Source organism: Pseudomonas sp. AC463 (assembly GCF_979253585.1).
The window spans coordinates 158,218-175,101 of sequence record NZ_CEEDDZ010000008.1 but is presented as its reverse complement, the minus strand read 5'-3'; the positions used below and the strand labels follow the sequence as shown (position 1 = coordinate 175,101).

Genomic DNA, 16,884 nt, shown 5'->3' with positions numbered 1-16,884 from the left:
ATGCCGCAGTTCTTTATTGACCGCCCGATCTTCGCCTGGGTGGTGGCCCTGTTTATTTTGCTGGCCGGCGCGCTGGCCATCCCGCAGTTGCCGGTGGCCCAGTACCCCAACGTCGCGCCGCCGAAGGTGGAGATCTACGCGGTGTACCCCGGGGCCTCGGCGCAGACCCTGGATGAAAGCGTGGTCAGCCTGATCGAGCAGGAGCTCAACGGCGCCGACCACCTGCTGTATTTCGAATCCCAGAGCAGCCTCGGCTCAGCGACCATCACCGCCACCTTCCAGCCGGGCACCGACCCGGAGATGGCCCAGGTCGATGTGCAGAACCGCCTCAAAGCCGTGGAGCCGCGCCTGCCCCAGGCCGTCACCCAGCAAGGCTTGCAGGTAGAAAAGGTATCCGCCGGCTTCCTGCTGCTGGTGACCCTGACCTCCAGCGACGGCAAGCTCGACGACGTTGCGCTCAGCGATTACCTCGCGCGCAACGTGATGAACGAACTCAAGCGCCTGGACGGCGTGGGCAAGGCTCAGTTGTACGGCGCCGAACGCGCGATGCGCATCTGGATCGATCCGCAGAAACTGATTGGCTTCAACCTCACCCCGGCCGATGTGAATGCGGCGATCAGCGCGCAGAACGCCCAGGTGTCGGCGGGCAGCATCGGTGATTTGCCGGGGACTAAAACCCAGGAAATCACCGCGGCGATCCTGGTCAAGGGCCAACTGTCGACGCCGGCGGAGTTCGCCGACATCGTGCTCAAGGCCAACCCGGACGGCTCCACCGTGCGCATCGGCGATGTGGCGCGGGTGGAAATCGGCAGCCAGGAATACCAGTTTTCCACGCGCCTGAACGGCAAGCCGTCCACCGCCGTGAGTGTGCAACTGGCGCCGGGGGCCAACGCGCTGAACACCGCGACCCTGGTGCGCGCGAAGATGGACGAGCTGTCGCGCTACTTCCCGGCCAATGTGGAATACAAGATCCCGTACGACACCTCGCCATTCGTCAAAGTCTCGATCACCAAGGTGGTCTACACCTTGCTGGAGGCCATGGCGCTGGTGTTTGCGGTGATGTTCCTGTTCCTGCAGAACGTGCGTTACACCTTGATCCCGACCCTGGTGGTGCCGATTGCGCTGATGGGCACCTTCGCCACCATGCTGTTGCTGGGTTTTTCGATCAACGTGCTGACCATGTTCGGCATGGTGCTGGCCATCGGCATCCTGGTGGACGATGCGATTGTGGTGGTGGAGAACGTCGAGCGCATCATGGTCACCGAGGGCCTGTCGCCCAAGGATGCGACCAAAAAGGCCATGGGCCAGATCACCGGGGCCATCGTCGGTATCACCTTGGTGCTGGTGGCGGTGTTTCTGCCGATGGCGTTCATGAAAGGCTCAGTGGGGGTGATCTACCAGCAGTTTTCGCTGTCGATGGCCACCTCGATTCTGTTCTCGGCGTTCCTCGCCCTGACCTTGACCCCGGCGCTGTGCGCCACCTTGCTCAAGCCGATTGCCAAGGACGACCACCATGCCAAGGGCGGCTTTTTCGGCTGGTTCAATAAACGCTTTGAGCAATTCTCCGACCGTTATGAGGGCTGGGTGGCCTACGCCCTCAAGCGCAGCGGGCGCTATCTGCTGATCTACCTGGTGTTGCTGGTGGGCCTGGGGCTGATGTTCAGCCGCCTGCCCTCCTCGTTCCTGCCGGTGGAAGACCAGGGCTACACCATCACCGATATCCAATTGCCACCCGGTGCGAGCAAGAACCGCACGGTGCAGGTCGCCGAGCAGATCGAAGCGCATAACGCCAAGGAACCCGGGGTGGGCGATACCACCATGATCATGGGCTTCAGCTTCTCCGGCTCGGGGCAGAATGCGGCGCTGGCGTTTACCACACTGAAGGATTGGTCGACGCGCAGCAGCGAAGACTCGGCCTCGGCGATTGCCGACCGTGCCAACGCCGCGTTCAGCGAGCTTAAGGACGCAATTGCCTACGCGATTCTGCCGCCGCCGGTGGACGGCCTTGGCACTTCCAGCGGGTTCGAGTTCCGCCTGCAGGACCGGGGTGGCGTCGGCCATGCTGCATTGATGCAAGCGCGTACCGAACTGCTGACCGCCGCCGAGAAAAGCCCGATCCTGGCCAACGTGCGTGAAAGCGCCCTGGCCGAGGCGCCGCAAGTGCAGCTAGAGGTAGACCGCAAGCAGGCCAACGCGCTGGGCGTGTCCTTTGCGGATGTGGGCAACGTGCTGTCGTCGGCGATTGGCTCGGCTTACATCAACGACTTCCCCAACCAGGGCCGCATGCAGCGGGTGGTGGTGCAGGCCGAAGGCGACCAGCGCAGCCAGGTGGCGGACCTGATGAAGATCAACGTGCGCAATAACGCCGGCAAGATGGTGCCGTTGTCGGCGTTTGTCGAAGCCAAGTGGACCCAGGGCCCGGCGCAGCTGACGCGCTACAACGGCTACCCCGCCATCGCCATCAGCGGCGAAGCGGCGCCGGGGCACAGCACCGGCGAGGCCATGGCAGAAATCGAGCGGCTGGTTAGCCAATTGCCCGCCGGCCTGGGCCAGGAATGGACCGGGTTGTCGCTGCAGGAACGTTTGTCCGGCGCCCAGGCGCCATTGCTGCTGGGCCTGTCGCTGCTGATTGTGTTCCTGTGCCTGGCGGCGCTGTATGAAAGCTGGTCGATTCCGACCTCGGTGCTGCTGGTGGTGCCGTTGGGTGTACTCGGCGCGGTGTTGGCGGTGACCTTGCGTGGCATGCCCAACGATGTGTTCTTCAAGGTGGGCTTGATCACCATCATCGGTTTGTCGGCGAAGAACGCGATCCTGATCATCGAGTTCGCCAAGGATCTGGTCGACCATGGCGAAGACCTGATCGACGCCACCTTGAAAGCCGCGCGCCTGCGCCTGCGGCCGATCATCATGACCTCGCTGGCGTTCATCCTCGGCGTGGTGCCGTTGGCGATTGCCACCGGTGCCAGCTCGGCCAGCCAGCAAGCCATCGGTACCGGCGTGATCGGCGGGATGATCACCGCCACCCTGGCGGTGGTGTTTGTGCCGGTGTTCTTTGTGGTGGTCATGAAGCTGGTGCGCAAGCGTCGATAAAAAATGCGCTATGGTGCTCACAACCTCCCCTGTTGTGAGCACCTATGGCTTTTCTCGCCCGCACCCACCCTCGCCTCTCGTCCGCCGCCGTACTCGGCCTTGCCGTGGGCATCCTGGCGCCGGCTGATACGCTGATTGGAAAAGTACTCTATGGCTGGAACGCCGGGGTCTGGACCTACCTGATACTGATGGTGTGGCTGGCAAGCCACGCCCGGGCTGACGACGTCAAACGCATCGCCGAAATCGAGGATGAGAACGCCGGCCTGGTGCTGTTCATGGTGTGCATCGCGGCGATTGCCAGCCTGGCGACCATCACCCTGAACCTGGTGGGCAGCAAAGACCTCGACGGCAGCGCGCGCCTGGTGCATTACGGGTTCACTGCGTTGACCGTGATCGGCTCATGGCTGCTGATCGGGGTGATTTTCAGCGTGCATTACGCGCGCCTGTTCTACACCTGGGATGGCGATGAACCGGCCCTGCGTTTTGCCGAGGGCTTGCGCACGCCCAATTACTGGGACTTCCTGTACTTCTCGTTCACCATCGGCGTGGCCGTGCAAACCGCCGATGTGGGCGTTGCCACCCGTGGGCTGCGCAAAGTGGTGCTGGGGCAATCCCTGATCGGTTTTCTGTTCAATACCGCGATACTGGGCTTTTCGATCAATATTGCTGCGGGGCTGTTCAGCTGATCCGGCAGGCAAAAAAAGGGGAAGCCTAAGCTTCCCCTTTTTACCTGCTCGACTATTTAGAAGGTGTAACGCAGACCAACGGTCCCACCCCAAGGCATGTCGATTTTCTTGCCTTGGCTGGTTTCGATCTCGGCGTGCAACTTGAGGTTATCCGACAAGTTAACCGCCATACCCGCCGCCACTTCATAACGCGAACCCGACAGGTCGTTGTTGAAGGCCTGGTTGTTGATGAGCACCTTGTTGTTATCGTTGAACTCATGCGCCGCGGCGGTACGCAGGTACGGCTGCAGCACCGGGCCACCTTCCAGCTGGATATTTTTACCGATTGTCACACCCACCTTGCCGAGCACCGACTTGGTACTTTCACCCTTGGCTTTGAGGCCGTTGTCCATACTGTAGCTGGAACCCGCGATAAAGGCGGTGGACAGCTGGGCGTACGGTTCAACGAAGAAGTCATCGTCCAGCTTGATATGCCTGCCCACTTCCGCCGAGGCGCTCACGGCATCCTGCGTGTAGTTGCCTTTGGCGCGCTGGCCATCGCTCATATTGACCTGGCTTTGGGTATTGAGGCGGTTGACCTTACCCACCAGGTCGACGTACAGCCCGCTCTCGGCATCCAGCCAGGTTGCATAAGCACCCACGTGGTAGCTGTTGACCATGCCACTGCTGCCACGGCTCAGGCTCAGATCGGTCTTGCTGTAACCGCCCATCACACCCGCAAGCCACTGGCCATCGCCCGCCTCCAGCGCGGTGTCGGCACCGATGGTGAAACCGGTCTGGTTCTGGGTGTACCCCAAGCCATTGCTGTTGGCCGCCACATCGTATTTGTTGCCGTAGGAGCGCATCCACAGGCCTTGGCTCTTGCCTTCGCTGAAGCGCAGTTCGCCCATGCGTGTACGCAGGATGCTGCCTTCGGCGAGCAAGATGGTCGGTGTCGCGTTGAACGCTGCCAACACGGCCTGGGCAGCGTTACTGGTACCCCGGCGTTCGGTGTCCAGGTACCAGTCGGTGCCTTCCTGCTTGAGCCCATAGGAGAAAGCGCCGACGTCAACGGTATCGCCCACCAGGCCGAACTGCGCACCACCGCTCTGGGTGTGAACAACCTTGATCGGCTCACCGACGGCCAATTCGTTGCCGCTGGCGGCGATCAGCAGTTGGTGGTTGCCCTCGGCGTTGCCATTGACGTTCAACAGGTCGGTCACGCCGGTGTTGAAGTTGGTGTGCATGATGAACGTACCGTTGCCGGCCAGGCTGTTGGTGTTCAGCTGGAAGAATTGGGTCGGAGCGCCAAACTCCACCGAGCCACCGGCCATGCGCAATGCACCGACTTCGCTGTCACCCACCAGCATCCACTTGCCGCCGTTGTTGGCATCCAGTTGTGCAACGTTGCGCAACTGCCCGGTCAGCAAGGCATTGTTGTTGAGTTGCACGGTACCCGTGCCGGTCGCGCTGATGACCACGTCGCCGGTCAATCGGCTGTTGTCGACGTTCATGTTGGCAATGCCGTTATTCGCGACCTGCAACAGGACGCCATTGCCACCCAGCAAGTTCGAGCCGTTCAGCACCTGGATATCGGCGGCGCTGTTATTGGTCAACGGCGGGTCTACCAGGATCGCGGGGCCGGTTCGCCCCTGGACCACGGAGTTGTCAAGAATCAAGCTATTGGTAAGGGTAAGGTCGGCGTCCGTACGCATGTTTACGCCGGAGGCTCCGCCAACAATGCTGCTGTTGTTTCTGACGACGGCCTCGGCATTGAGCAACACCAGCCCCATACCCGTCGCACCGGTCGCCTCGACACGGGCATTATCCAGATTTACCTTGCCGTAGCCGGAGGAGTTGATACCACGGCTTATGGCGGTAATACTGCTGTCCCTGACCTCGAGGGAGGAACCATTCGTTGCATTGAGCGTACGCGTGACCGACACGCCAAAGCCATTGGCCGTGTTATTGGTGATGGCACTGTTATTGGTGATGAGTACACTGCTGCCGCCCCTGGAAAAGATGGCACTGCCTACCCCGAGGCGGGCATCCACCCTTGAGCTATCGATGACTACGGTCGATCGATTCATCGCATCGATATCCCGCGCGCTACTGTTTGCCTGGAGCGTCAAACCGGCGTTATCCATCGTGATCTGGCTGGTATTCGCGCCGGTTGCAATCAGGCTCGACGCTGGAAACAAGCCATAACTATCAAGCGGCGTAGCGACTGATATGGACGTGTTGGGGGACCGCACTTGGGTAAGCGCCGATGCATCCGGAGCCACCAGAAACAAAAGCGAGACTGCCTGGGCCGTTAAAGCAAGGCTCAAAGGTGTGGGTTTGAAATTGAACACTGCCGACATATTAATGAACCTCTAGTACCTTCAGTAAACGATAGGGAGGGTTCTAAATCTCGTGGGACCCAACCAATCAAGCGGCGCCATGATTCACCAGCAAACGCCTTAAATCTGTAGGACTTTTCCTCAACTTGCATGAAAAAAATCAACAAGACCAATAAGAAACATCACCATAAAATCCGTTAAACCACACACAAATAAAATACGCCAAAGAGGGCCTCACCCCTCTTTGGCAACATCACTGCACGCTGGCCTATGGAATACGCGCGCCATCGCAGTAGTAGGCGGCAGGGGCAGTACCCGGCCTGAATCCTCTTACCCTTACTACGTAAGGAAGAGAGCTCACCGGTTGCCCCTGATACAGAGTTGAAACAGTCACGCTTGCAGACCCGGAGTTTAGAAGACCAGTATTGGCATTGACCGGGTTATACAACACTGCGGGACTGCCTAGACTCACTTCGAAACCAAGACGCAGTGCAGTAGCATTAGGCACAGGGAAACTTTGAACGATGGGCGGCAAAGTTGGCGGGGCGCCGGTATTATTACCTTGGGCGCCTACGTAGGTCACATTAACCGGTTCGTTTAGCGACAAGTACGGGGAAGGCGGGATAAATACTCTGAGTGCGCCGGTATTGATCGGAAGCAGACTATTGCAGTTGACCAGTGTAATTGGAGTTGTAGTGTTCGGGGCCCGAACAACTGGCGCGTCCATTTGCAATATCGCAGAGTTTACAGTGACCGTGGTATCGACCGAACGCTGCGGGTTAGGATTTCCAAGGCGACTGACGGTATAAAACGCCTGTTGAGTCGGGCCACCCAACGCGAGGATATCGGCGAACGGAATTGTGAATATCACCTCCCGACCCGGCGGCATGGCTGTTACGTCTTGCGTATAAACACGACCACCATAATTCAAAGTAATCGTGAACGGCAGTTGCACATCGGGTAATACGGCGGCCGTCCACAGCGGGATTCGCGCTCTTGCATCGCGGTTGACATCGACCGCTTCCAGAAGGTTGGGCGGCCCGAACACACCGCCAGGGCGAATGGCCTCGACCACGACCGGCAGCAGGTCGACGTTTATACCGTTCGGCCCTGGAGGGATGGGGTTAGGATTCGGCCCTGCAACAGCCAGGTTCAGATTGAACGGGGTACTTAACGGCACCGCCGGGAAAGTGTTCCCGCCGCGATTTACGGTGTAAGTCGCGGTTACGGCCACGTCGCCTGGTCCGGCCCCGTAGAGCGTCGTCGCGTTAGCAGTGCCGAACTGGAATGGGATCGGAAAAACACTCGTACCGACAGGAAGCGACAGCGGTATTGAACCATTCACCGAGGTCAAGGTAACGATGATCTGGTCTGTGGGTTGAGCATTGGTAAAGGCAGGAACCCGCACGATAATGCCGGTATTAGTCGCCACATCATTAAGATGAATCAGCCCGTCACCGGGTACGGCAAGGTCAACCAACGCAGGCTGAAAGCCGGCGGGCACGGGGGCCTGGGACAAACCTGGCAGCCGCAGCCGATACGACTCTTGCGACGGGTTTCCGGCAACGTCGAACAATCGATAGCGCAGGTCAAAGTTACCCGACGCCTGTGCAGCCAGTACTGCACTCAGCGGCAAGGGAATGGTGGTTGGCGTGGCGGGGTCAATCAGATTCCTGGTGCTCCCTGCAATTACGATCGGCGTATCCGAATCGCCGAAGTACACCTCGACGAGATCGTCCGAGGCTTTCCCGTCGGTGAGGGCGTAAGAAATCGGAAAATTCACGGTCTGGTTTGGCTGGCCCTGGAAATAGGCCTGGTCGATAGGGTTCGGCGCCCCCGCGGGAAGCGTCGGTGCAGGAGGCCGATCGCCAGAACGGTCATAGGGTGCCGTCCCGTCAACGATCAGCAGTTGTGGGACTGAGGTATTGTCGTTGCCCGTGTCTCGGCTAAGCACAGTGTATCTAACCAACCATACGCCCGGCGGACGTAAGGCTTCGGGAATCGGCACGACAAAAGGATCGGCTGGATTGACGGTCGTCACGGAATATTGCACGCCACCGGTTGCGAAATACAGGTCCTCTGCAGCGACATCAGCGAAACTGCTGAGGTCACGATAGGGTTGAATCTGAATCGTGACCACATCGGGCTCGGCCGGATTAGCACTGGCGGGAAACCAAACGGGGATGTTCAGATCAGTCAGTTGACCTTTCGCGGCATTCCTTGTGAGTAACCCGGTATAACCAGGAACTTCACCTACAAATGTACCGGCATTCATTCGAGTGGGGCTGTAGCTCGCGGGAAGATTCGGCACAAAGGCGTTAATAATATCTCTGTTTGTTCTGTCCATCTTCTTGCTCCGGCTAATTAAGTTACTAGAACAACTGCTCACTTCGTCGATTGAATAAACCCAAGTGCATCAACCACGAACCTTTTGAATGCGCTGGGCTCACGCACATCGCTTAATCGACGCCGCCCTGCACCCATCAAAACCAAATCAATTACATACAATGCCGCGCGGCGTGCAATAACAACCTGTGGAGTAAGTCAGATCAACTCGCACACGCCCGGGCTGCGATACGCCCACTCTTACACCGTTGCGCCACACCTCATAAATAAAGGTGGCCGATGTAAACCTGCGCAGAGGAAACAATGTCGTGTCGAAGGAATCGACTACAACCGTCGCGCCTGTTGTTACATTTTGCTGTGTCCACAGCAATGAACGCTGGAACACCACATTCGGATTTTGCGTTTCCCAGTTATTTTCGTTATACCCCTGCCACACACACCTCAGTTCATCACCTACTTGTATGGCGTTTATTGGGGAAATCAACCAGATAACACCGGCCATCACGCTGGGCACCGAGGTACAGTTCAAGTAACCATTGGTTAATGTGTGTTGCACCCGGGGCGCTGGCAGCGTAATAGACGGGGTCGGAACTACCGTGCCCAGGTTGACATTAAAAGGCAGGCCGATACTTCGGGTGCTGAAGTTACCGGTGGCGTCAAATATCTTGTAGAACACATACGCCGGGCCATTGCTCAGCGCGCGAAAGGCAGCGGCATCCAGCGATACGGTCCAGGGCGAAGTGGCAAAGTTCACCAGCGCTCCCCCGGCGGCAGGCAGATTGGGAGCAGGATTTGCCTGGTTGGATAAAAACAGTTCGACCCGGTCACCCGGTGCCGCGATGTTATAGACGGGGAGGTTGAAGGCTACACGCGGGTTATTCTGCAGGTAGGCGTTGTCGAGCGCCGGTACGGGAGGCACCACGAACTGCAGCACATCGGTCGGCAGCAAACGCCTCGGAGGGTCCAGGTCAAAGGTGACCGGGATGGTCGGCAGCATACTATTCGAACCGCCCTCCGTGGTAACGGTGTAGTAAAGCTGCACCACGCGAGAGGGTGCACTGCGCATGTATGCCAGGCTGATGGTGAGATTATAAAAGTTGAGAATCGGTGGCGGTGGCGGCCCCACAACCAAGGTGTCAAGTAGCGTTACAGTGCCATTGCTGATGCCAAAAAGTTCGACTACGTGCGGGGGCGAGCCCACTGAGGGCTCTGGGGCCCACCTGGGAATCTGGCAGATAAGCGGCGCCAACATTAACGCTTGCGGCACCACCCCTCTGCCGTCAGTGGTACTCACACCCGCAATTGTCAAAGGAGCCAAACCAGGGATAGTAGACATGTCGCAACCTCAGGATTAGGTTCACTACGCCAAGCCAGGAGCGAACTACGTACCTGTCTGTTGTTAGGAAAAATTAAACGCCTAAAGCCCGTAGCCGGATACTGTCAGAACTAACAGGTAGGCCTATCCGCTCGTCGGTTTCCTAAGTTGACCCCGGTCTGTTTTTCACAAAAATTCCTTGACGAAATGGGTTGCCTGGCATCTTATGAAACCGGTTTCATCGCTGTTTGAAAGCAATGAAACCTATAAATCCAATAAGAAAGGCCTGCTTTCGTGACTACTTTTTCCGCCGCTCAGCGCAGCCGCGTCACCATGCTCGACGTCGCCAAGCGCGCCGGGGTGTCCAAGGCCAGCGTGTCGCGCTTTATCGGCGATGACCGCGCCCTGCTCTCCGACGCCATTGCCCTGCGCATCGAGCAAGCAATCGAGCAACTCGGCTACCGCCCCAACCAGATGGCCCGTGGCTTGAAACGTGGTCGCACGCGCCTGATCGGCATGCTGGTGGCCGATATCCGCAACCCCTATTCCATTGCCGTGATGCACGGCGTCGAAACCGCCTGCCGCCAACACGGCTACAGCCTGGTGGTGTGCAACACCGACCGCGATGACGAGCAAGAGCGCCAGCACCTGGCCGCGCTGCGTTCGTACAACATCGAAGGGCTGATCGTTAACACCCTCGGCCATCACCTCGACCAGTTACTGGAATTGCAGCGCGAAATGCCCCTGGTGCTGGTGGACCGCAAGGTCGAGCCGCTGCACAGCGACCTGGTCGGTTTGGACAACCCTGCCGCCGTGCGTATGGCCGTGGAGCACCTGCAACAGCAGGGTTACCGCGATGTGCTGCTGGTGAGCGAAGCCACCGACGGCACCAGTTCGCGCCTGGAGCGCCTGGCCAGTTTCAAGGCCGAAATCGCCGCCCGCGCAGGCCTGACCGGCGCGGTGCTGGAACTGGATGACGCGCTGCAAACGCACCTGCAAGCCTTCCTCGCCAAACCCGGCCCCAAGGCGTTGTTCTGTGCCAACGGCATCGCCGCGCTGGCCTGTACCCACGCACTCAAGGCGCTGGGCTGCGAGCTGTTTAAAGACGTCGGTTTGATCGCCCTGGATGACCTGGACTGGTACCCGCTGGTGGGCACCGGCATCACCGCCCTCGCCCAACCCACCGAGGCGATTGGCGCCAGCGCCTTCGACTGTTTGCTCAAGCGCCTGCGCGGTGACGACGCGCCGACGCGCACCCTGGATTTCCTGCCTGAACTGATCGTCCGCGGCTCAACGCAGCGCATCTGATATTTTTTTCTACAAAAATGAAACCGGTTTCAGAGGTAAACAACAATGCACAAATACCCCGTCTCCATCAGCCTCTCCAGCTACGGCGCCGACCTGGTTCGCCAGCGTGGCCAGCTGAGTTTTGTCGAGTTGCTGGCGGCCGCCGGCGCCCAGCGCATCGAATGGCGTGAAGAATTGCTGACCCGCGAACAGCCCGCCGAACTGGCCAATGCTGCCGCCGAGCAAGGCCTGGAATCAGTGTTCTCATCGCCTTTGGAATTGTGGGTCGCCGGCCGCGCCCAGCCGAACGCTGAACTCAACGCCACCCTGGACCGCGCCCAGGCCTTCGGCGCGCAGTGGCTGAAAGTCTCCCTGGGCTACTTCACCGACACCAATGACCTGGAGAGCCTGCACGCCCTGCTGCAACGCCACCCGGTCGCGCTGCTGGTGGAAAACGACCAGACCCTGCACGGCGGGCGGATCGAGCCGATGCAGCGTTTCTTCAGCGAAGTCGAACGCCTGGGCCTGTCGGTGAAGATGACCTTCGATATCGGCAACTGGCAGTGGCAGGACCAATCCGCCCTGACCGCCGCGCGCCTGCTGGGCCGGCATGTGGACTACCTGCACTGCAAGGCCGTGGCCCGCCGCGCCGACGGCAAGCTGGTGGCGCTGCCGCCCGGCGCCACCGACCTGCATCTGTGGGAACAACTGCTCAAGCACATGACTCAAGGCATTACCCGGGCCGTGGAATTCCCCCTGCAAGGCGCGGACCTGATCGAGGTCACCGCACAGCAGGTCGCCGCCCTCGCCCGCCTTGGCCAACCTCGTGAGGAGAACGCCCATGTCTGACATCGATATTTTGTCGTTTGGTGAAACCATGGCGATGTTTGTCGCCGAGCAGACCGGCGACCTGGCCCAGGTCGCGGACTTTCACAAGCGCATTGCCGGCGCCGACAGCAACGTGGCCATCGGCCTGTCGCGCCTGGGTTTCAACGTGGCCTGGCTGAGCCGCGTGGGCAATGATTCCCTCGGGCGTTTTGTGGTCGACACACTGCAAAAAGAAGGCCTGGATTGCCGGCACGTGGCGGTCGACCCGCTGCACCCCACCGGTTTTCAGTTCAAGTCCCGCGAGGACGCCGGCGCCGACCCGCAGGTGGAGTACTTTCGCAAGGGGTCGGCGGCCAGCCACCTCTCCATCGCCGCCATCAGCCCCGCGCTGTTGCAGGCGCGCCATCTGCACGCCACCGGTATTCCGCCGGCGTTGTCCGAGGCCACGCGCGAGCTGTCCGTGGAGCTGATGACGCAGATGCGCAAGGCCGGGCGCAGCGTGTCGTTCGACCCCAACCTGCGCCCGTCGCTGTGGGCCAGCCAGGCGCAGATGATCCGCGAAATCAACCACCTCGCCAGCCTGGCCGACTGGGTTTTGCCGGGCCTGGGCGAAGGCCGTTTGCTGACCGGTTACGACGACCCGGCGGACATCGCCGCGTTTTACCTCGACCAGGGCGCCGAAGCCGTGGCGATCAAGCTGGGCGCGGACGGTGCCTATTACCGCACCCACATGGACCAGGGCTTTGTCGCCGCCGTGCGCGTCGACAAGGTGGTCGACACCGTCGGCGCCGGTGATGGTTTTGCCGTCGGCATGATCAGCGCCCTGCTGGAAAACCTCAGCTTCCCCGAAGCGGTCCAGCGCGGCAACTGGATCGGCAGCCGCGCCGTGCAAAGCCGTGGCGATATGGAAGGCCTGCCCACACGCCAAGAGCTGCCCAGCCGATCCGTTGCATGACCCACACCCTGTTGCCACAACTACAACAAGCTCAGGAGCAACCCCATGGAAACCGTGAAACTCGCCACCCGCCGTTGGTGGTACATCATGCCCATCGTCTTTATCACCTACAGCCTGGCGTACCTGGACCGCGCCAACTATGGCTTCGCCGCCGCCTCCGGGATGGCCGAAGACCTGATGATCACCCCCGGCATGTCGTCGTTGCTGGGCGCGCTGTTTTTCCTCGGCTACTTTTTCTTCCAGGTACCGGGGGCTATCTACGCGCAAAAGCGCAGCGTCAAGAAGCTGATTTTCGTCAGCCTGATCCTCTGGGGCGGCCTGGCCACCCTGACGGGCGTGGTGTCCAACGCCTACATGCTGATCGTGATTCGCTTCATGCTCGGCGTGGTCGAAGCGGCGGTGATGCCGGCCATGCTGGTGTACCTGTGCCACTGGTTCACCCGCGCCGAACGCTCGCGCGCCAATACCTTCCTGATCCTCGGCAACCCGGTGACCATGCTGTGGATGTCGGTGGTCTCGGGTTACCTGGTGCAGCATTTCAGCTGGCGCTGGATGTTTATCATCGAAGGCCTGCCGGCGGTGCTCTGGGCGTTTATCTGGTGGAAGCTGGCCGACGAGCGTCCCAAGGATGCCAAGTGGCTGAGCGACAGCGAGAAACACGACCTGGAAACCGCGCTGGCCGCCGAGCAGGTCGGCATCAAGGCGGTGAAGAATTACGCCGAAGCGTTCCGCTCGCCCAAGGTGATCATCCTCGCGCTGCAGTTTTTCTGCTGGAGCATCGGCGTGTACGGCTTTGTGTTGTGGCTGCCGTCGATCCTCAAGCAAGGCCTGCAGATGGACATGGTCGAAGCCGGCTGGCTTTCGGCGCTGCCTTACCTGGCGGCGGTGATCGGCATGCTGGTGGTGAGCTGGGGCTCGGACAAACTGCAAAAGCGTAAACGCTTTGTGTGGCCGCCGCTGCTGATCGCCTCCATCGCCTTCTACGCCTCCTACGTGCTGGGCGCCGAACACTTCTGGTGGTCCTACACCCTGCTGGTGATTGCCGGCGCCTGCATGTATGCGCCCTACGGGCCGTTTTTTGCCATCGTCCCGGAGATCCTGCCCGCCAACGTGGCCGGTGGCGCCATGGCGCTGATCAACAGCATGGGCGCCCTCGGCTCGTTCGGCGGCTCCTACCTGGTGGGTTATCTCAATAGCAGCACCGGCTCGCCCGGCGCTTCGTACCTGCTGATGAGCGGCGCGTTGATGCTGGCGGTGGTGCTGACGATTTTCCTCAAGCCCGGCGCCAGTGACCGTGAACGCGCGCCGCAGCCAACCCTTGATTTAAAGGTGAACACCCGATGAAAAAGTCTGTGGTTTTGTACAAGAAACTCTCCGCGCCGCTGATGGCGCGCCTGCATGAGCATGCCGAGGTCACGCTGATCGAGGCGCTGGACGACACCGGCCTGGCCAAGCTGCGCGACGCCCTGCCCGGCGCTCACGGCCTGCTGGGTGCGAGCCTGCGTCTGGACGCCAAGCTGCTCGACCTGGCACCGCACCTGGAGGCGGTGGCCAGCGTCTCGGTGGGGGTCGACAACTATGACATCGACTACCTGACCCAACGCGGCATCCTGCTCAGCAACACCCCCGATGTGCTCACCGAAACCACCGCCGACACCGGCTTCGCGCTGATCCTGGCCACCGCTCGCCGCGTGGTCGAGCTGGCCGACATGGTGCGCGCCGGCCAATGGAACAAAAACATCGGCCCGGCGCATTTCGGCAGCGATGTGCATGGCAAGACCCTGGGCATCATCGGTATGGGCCGCATCGGCGAAGCGCTGGCCCAGCGCGGGCATTTCGGCTTCGGCATGCCGGTGATCTACCACAGCCACTCGCCCAAGCCCCTGGTGGAGAAGCGTTTTGGCGCGCACTACCGCAGCCTCGATGACTTGCTGCAGCAGGCCGATTTCGTCTGCCTGACCCTGCCGCTGACGGCCGAAACCGAAAAACTGATCGGCGCCAAAGAATTCGCGCGGATGGGGCCCGAGACGATCTTTATCAATATCTCGCGGGGCAAGGTGGTGGACGAAGCGGCACTGGTGGAGGCCCTGGAAAAACGCACCATCCGCGCGGCGGGGCTGGATGTGTTCGAGAAGGAACCGCTCGATCACCACTCGCCGCTGCTGCGCCTGAACAATGTGGTGGCCACGCCGCATATCGGCTCGGCGACCCATGAAACGCGGGAAGCGATGGCCACCTGTGCGGTGGATAATCTGCTCCAGGCGTTGGCTGGGGAACGGCCGAAAAACCTGGTGAATCCTGACGCCCGGAAGCCATAACCCCTCCCACTTTTGATTGCATTCCAGACGTTAGATAACGAACCGGGCCACCATCGCGTTCAAATCCACCGCGAGGCGCGACAGCTCATGGCTGGCCGCACTGGTCTGGTTGGCGCCCGCCGCCGACTGCGTGGCCAGGTCGCGGATGTTGACGAGGTTGCGGTCGACTTCGCGGGACACCTGGGCCTGCTCTTCCGAGGCGCTGGCAATCACCAGGTTGCGTTCGTTGATCAGGCTGATGGACTGGGTGATCTGCTCCAGCGCCACTCCGGCGGCGCGCGCCATTTCCAGGGTGGTCTGGGTGCGCTGGTTGCTCTGTTGCATGGACTGCACGGCTTCGCCGGTGCCGTTCTGGATGCCGGCGACCATTTTTTCGATCTCCTGGGTCGACTGCGCCGTACGGTGGGCCAGTGCCCGCACTTCGTCCGCCACCACCGCAAAACCGCGCCCGGCCTCACCGGCGCGGGCCGCTTCAATGGCGGCGTTGAGCGCCAGCAGGTTGGTCTGCTCGGCAATCGCGCGGATGACGTCCAGCACCTTGCCGATGTCGCGGCCCTGGGACGCCAGGCCTTCGATCAATACCGAGGTATTTTGCACGTCCTGGGTCATGGTCTGGATCGCGCCGACGGTTTCCACCACCCGGTCGCGGCCTTCGCGCGCGGCCTGGTTGGACTGGCCGGATGCCTCGGAGGTGGACACCGCGTTGCGCGCCACTTCTTCCACGGCAGCCGTCATCTCGTTGACCGCCGTGGCGGCCTGGTCGATTTCATTGTTCTGCTGCTGCAAGCCCCGGGAGGCTTCTTCGGTGACCGCGCTCAGCTCTTCTGCCGCCGACGCCAGCTGCGTGGCCGAGCCGGCGATGTGCTGGATGGTCTGGCGCAGATTGGTTTGCATGGCCGACAAAGCGTTGATCAGCCGCGCGGGCTCATCCTTGCCGTCATCGTCAATCACGGCGGTCAGGTTGCCGCCGGCGATGGTCTCGGCCACGGCCACGGCCTTGCGCAACGGTGCGACGATGCTGCGGGTCAGCAGCCAGGCCAGCAGCACGGTGAGCAACGCAGCGGCCACTGATACGGCGATAACGCCGGTGATGGCGCCGTCATAGCTCTGCCCCGCTTCTATGTCGGCTTGCTTGGCGTCGGCAGCGTTGATGGCGATCAGTTTATTCAACTGCTCGCCCATCTGGTCGGTGCCGTCCTTGATACGGCTGTTGATCAACGCGCGCATCTCGTCGACCTTGCCTTGTTTGGACAGCGACAGCATCTCGGCCTGGGCCTGGGTGTAGTTGTCCAGGGTCGCAACGAACGTCTTGTACAGCGCGGCCTCTTCCGGCCCCGCCGGCAACGCGGCATAACCGGCCTGGGCGGCCTTGACCTTATCGGCGAGCACGCCCATGCGCACTTCGGCTTCCTGCAAGCCGGCAGGCTCGCGGTTGACCAATACACGGAACGACAGGATGCGCAGACGCAACACGTTTTCGGTGATGTTGCCCAGGTAAGTCACGCTAGGCAGCTGGTTCACGCTCATGTCCACCGACGACTGGCGGATTTGCGTCATGCGGTTGACCGCAAATACCCCCAGTACAACCACTAAAAATGCGATGAAGGCGAAACCAAGCGACGCGCGTGGGGCGATATTCAGATGACGGAGGGACATAGGCGGGGCTCTCGGATGGAGTGTTTGCAAGCGTCCCTGCCGCGAAACGATCGGTCAGCGTCAACGCGCTGATCAGACCTTG

11 protein-coding genes are annotated in these 16,884 nt (G+C 60.8%); 7 read left to right on the top strand and 4 right to left on the bottom strand.

Annotated elements, in window-relative coordinates; translation table 11 throughout:
• On the top strand, positions 1-3,090 hold the full coding sequence (locus AC0IYH_RS12480) for a multidrug efflux RND transporter permease subunit (RefSeq protein ID WP_471834575.1): 3,090 nt from the start codon (positions 1-3) through the stop codon (positions 3,088-3,090).
• A gap of 44 nt (positions 3,091-3,134) precedes the next feature.
• Positions 3,135-3,776 carry a DUF1345 domain-containing protein gene (locus AC0IYH_RS12475; protein ID WP_116629921.1) on the top strand — a complete coding sequence of 214 codons (642 nt, stop codon included), beginning with the start codon at positions 3,135-3,137 and terminating at the stop codon, positions 3,774-3,776.
• 56 nt (positions 3,777-3,832) lie between these two features.
• Here AC0IYH_RS12475 and AC0IYH_RS12470 read toward each other — a convergent pair whose 3' ends face one another.
• The 3 genes from AC0IYH_RS12470 to AC0IYH_RS12460 all read right to left on the bottom strand — a co-directional run bounded on the left by AC0IYH_RS12470 (position 3,833) and on the right by AC0IYH_RS12460 (position 9,644).
• Complete coding sequence (locus tag AC0IYH_RS12470) at positions 3,833-5,845, bottom strand: autotransporter outer membrane beta-barrel domain-containing protein (protein WP_471834573.1); 2,013 nt, start codon at positions 5,843-5,845, stop codon at positions 3,833-3,835.
• A 520-nt stretch (positions 5,846-6,365) separates the two neighbouring features.
• Complete coding sequence (locus AC0IYH_RS12465; protein WP_471834571.1) at positions 6,366-8,444, bottom strand: hypothetical protein; 2,079 nt, start codon at positions 8,442-8,444, stop codon at positions 6,366-6,368.
• Positions 8,445-8,591: 147 nt separating this feature from the next.
• On the bottom strand, positions 8,592-9,644 hold the full coding sequence (locus AC0IYH_RS12460) for a hypothetical protein (protein WP_471834569.1): 1,053 nt from the start codon (positions 9,642-9,644) through the stop codon (positions 8,592-8,594).
• Positions 9,645-10,052: 408 nt separating this feature from the next.
• On the opposite strand from AC0IYH_RS12460, the gene AC0IYH_RS12455 reads away from it, so the two are divergent.
• Genes AC0IYH_RS12455 through AC0IYH_RS12435 form a run of 5 tightly spaced genes read left to right on the top strand, consistent with a single transcriptional unit; the run spans position 10,053 to position 15,146 of the window.
• Entirely contained in the window at positions 10,053-11,066 is a 1,014-nt protein-coding gene (locus tag AC0IYH_RS12455) for a LacI family DNA-binding transcriptional regulator (RefSeq protein ID WP_471834567.1), read from the top strand.
• A 45-nt stretch (positions 11,067-11,111) separates the two neighbouring features.
• A complete protein-coding gene (locus tag AC0IYH_RS12450) occupies positions 11,112-11,894 on the top strand; it encodes a sugar phosphate isomerase/epimerase family protein (protein ID WP_471834566.1) in 783 nt (260 codons plus the stop codon).
• A complete protein-coding gene (locus tag AC0IYH_RS12445; RefSeq protein WP_471834564.1) occupies positions 11,887-12,828 on the top strand; it encodes a sugar kinase in 942 nt (313 codons plus the stop codon). Before AC0IYH_RS12450 ends, AC0IYH_RS12445 begins: the two co-directional genes overlap by 8 nt.
• 45 nt (positions 12,829-12,873) lie before the next feature.
• Positions 12,874-14,172: an MFS transporter gene (locus AC0IYH_RS12440; protein WP_116629926.1), complete on the top strand. Its 1,299-nt coding sequence runs from the start codon at positions 12,874-12,876 to the stop codon at positions 14,170-14,172.
• A complete protein-coding gene (locus tag AC0IYH_RS12435) occupies positions 14,169-15,146 on the top strand; it encodes a 2-hydroxyacid dehydrogenase (RefSeq protein WP_471834562.1) in 978 nt (325 codons plus the stop codon). Before AC0IYH_RS12440 ends, AC0IYH_RS12435 begins: the two co-directional genes overlap by 4 nt.
• 30 nt (positions 15,147-15,176) lie before the next feature.
• Here AC0IYH_RS12435 and AC0IYH_RS12430 read toward each other — a convergent pair whose 3' ends face one another.
• Positions 15,177-16,802, bottom strand: coding sequence for a HAMP domain-containing methyl-accepting chemotaxis protein (locus tag AC0IYH_RS12430; RefSeq protein ID WP_122773880.1), 1,626 nt, complete (start codon positions 16,800-16,802; stop codon positions 15,177-15,179).
• Positions 16,803-16,884 lie beyond the last annotated feature (82 nt).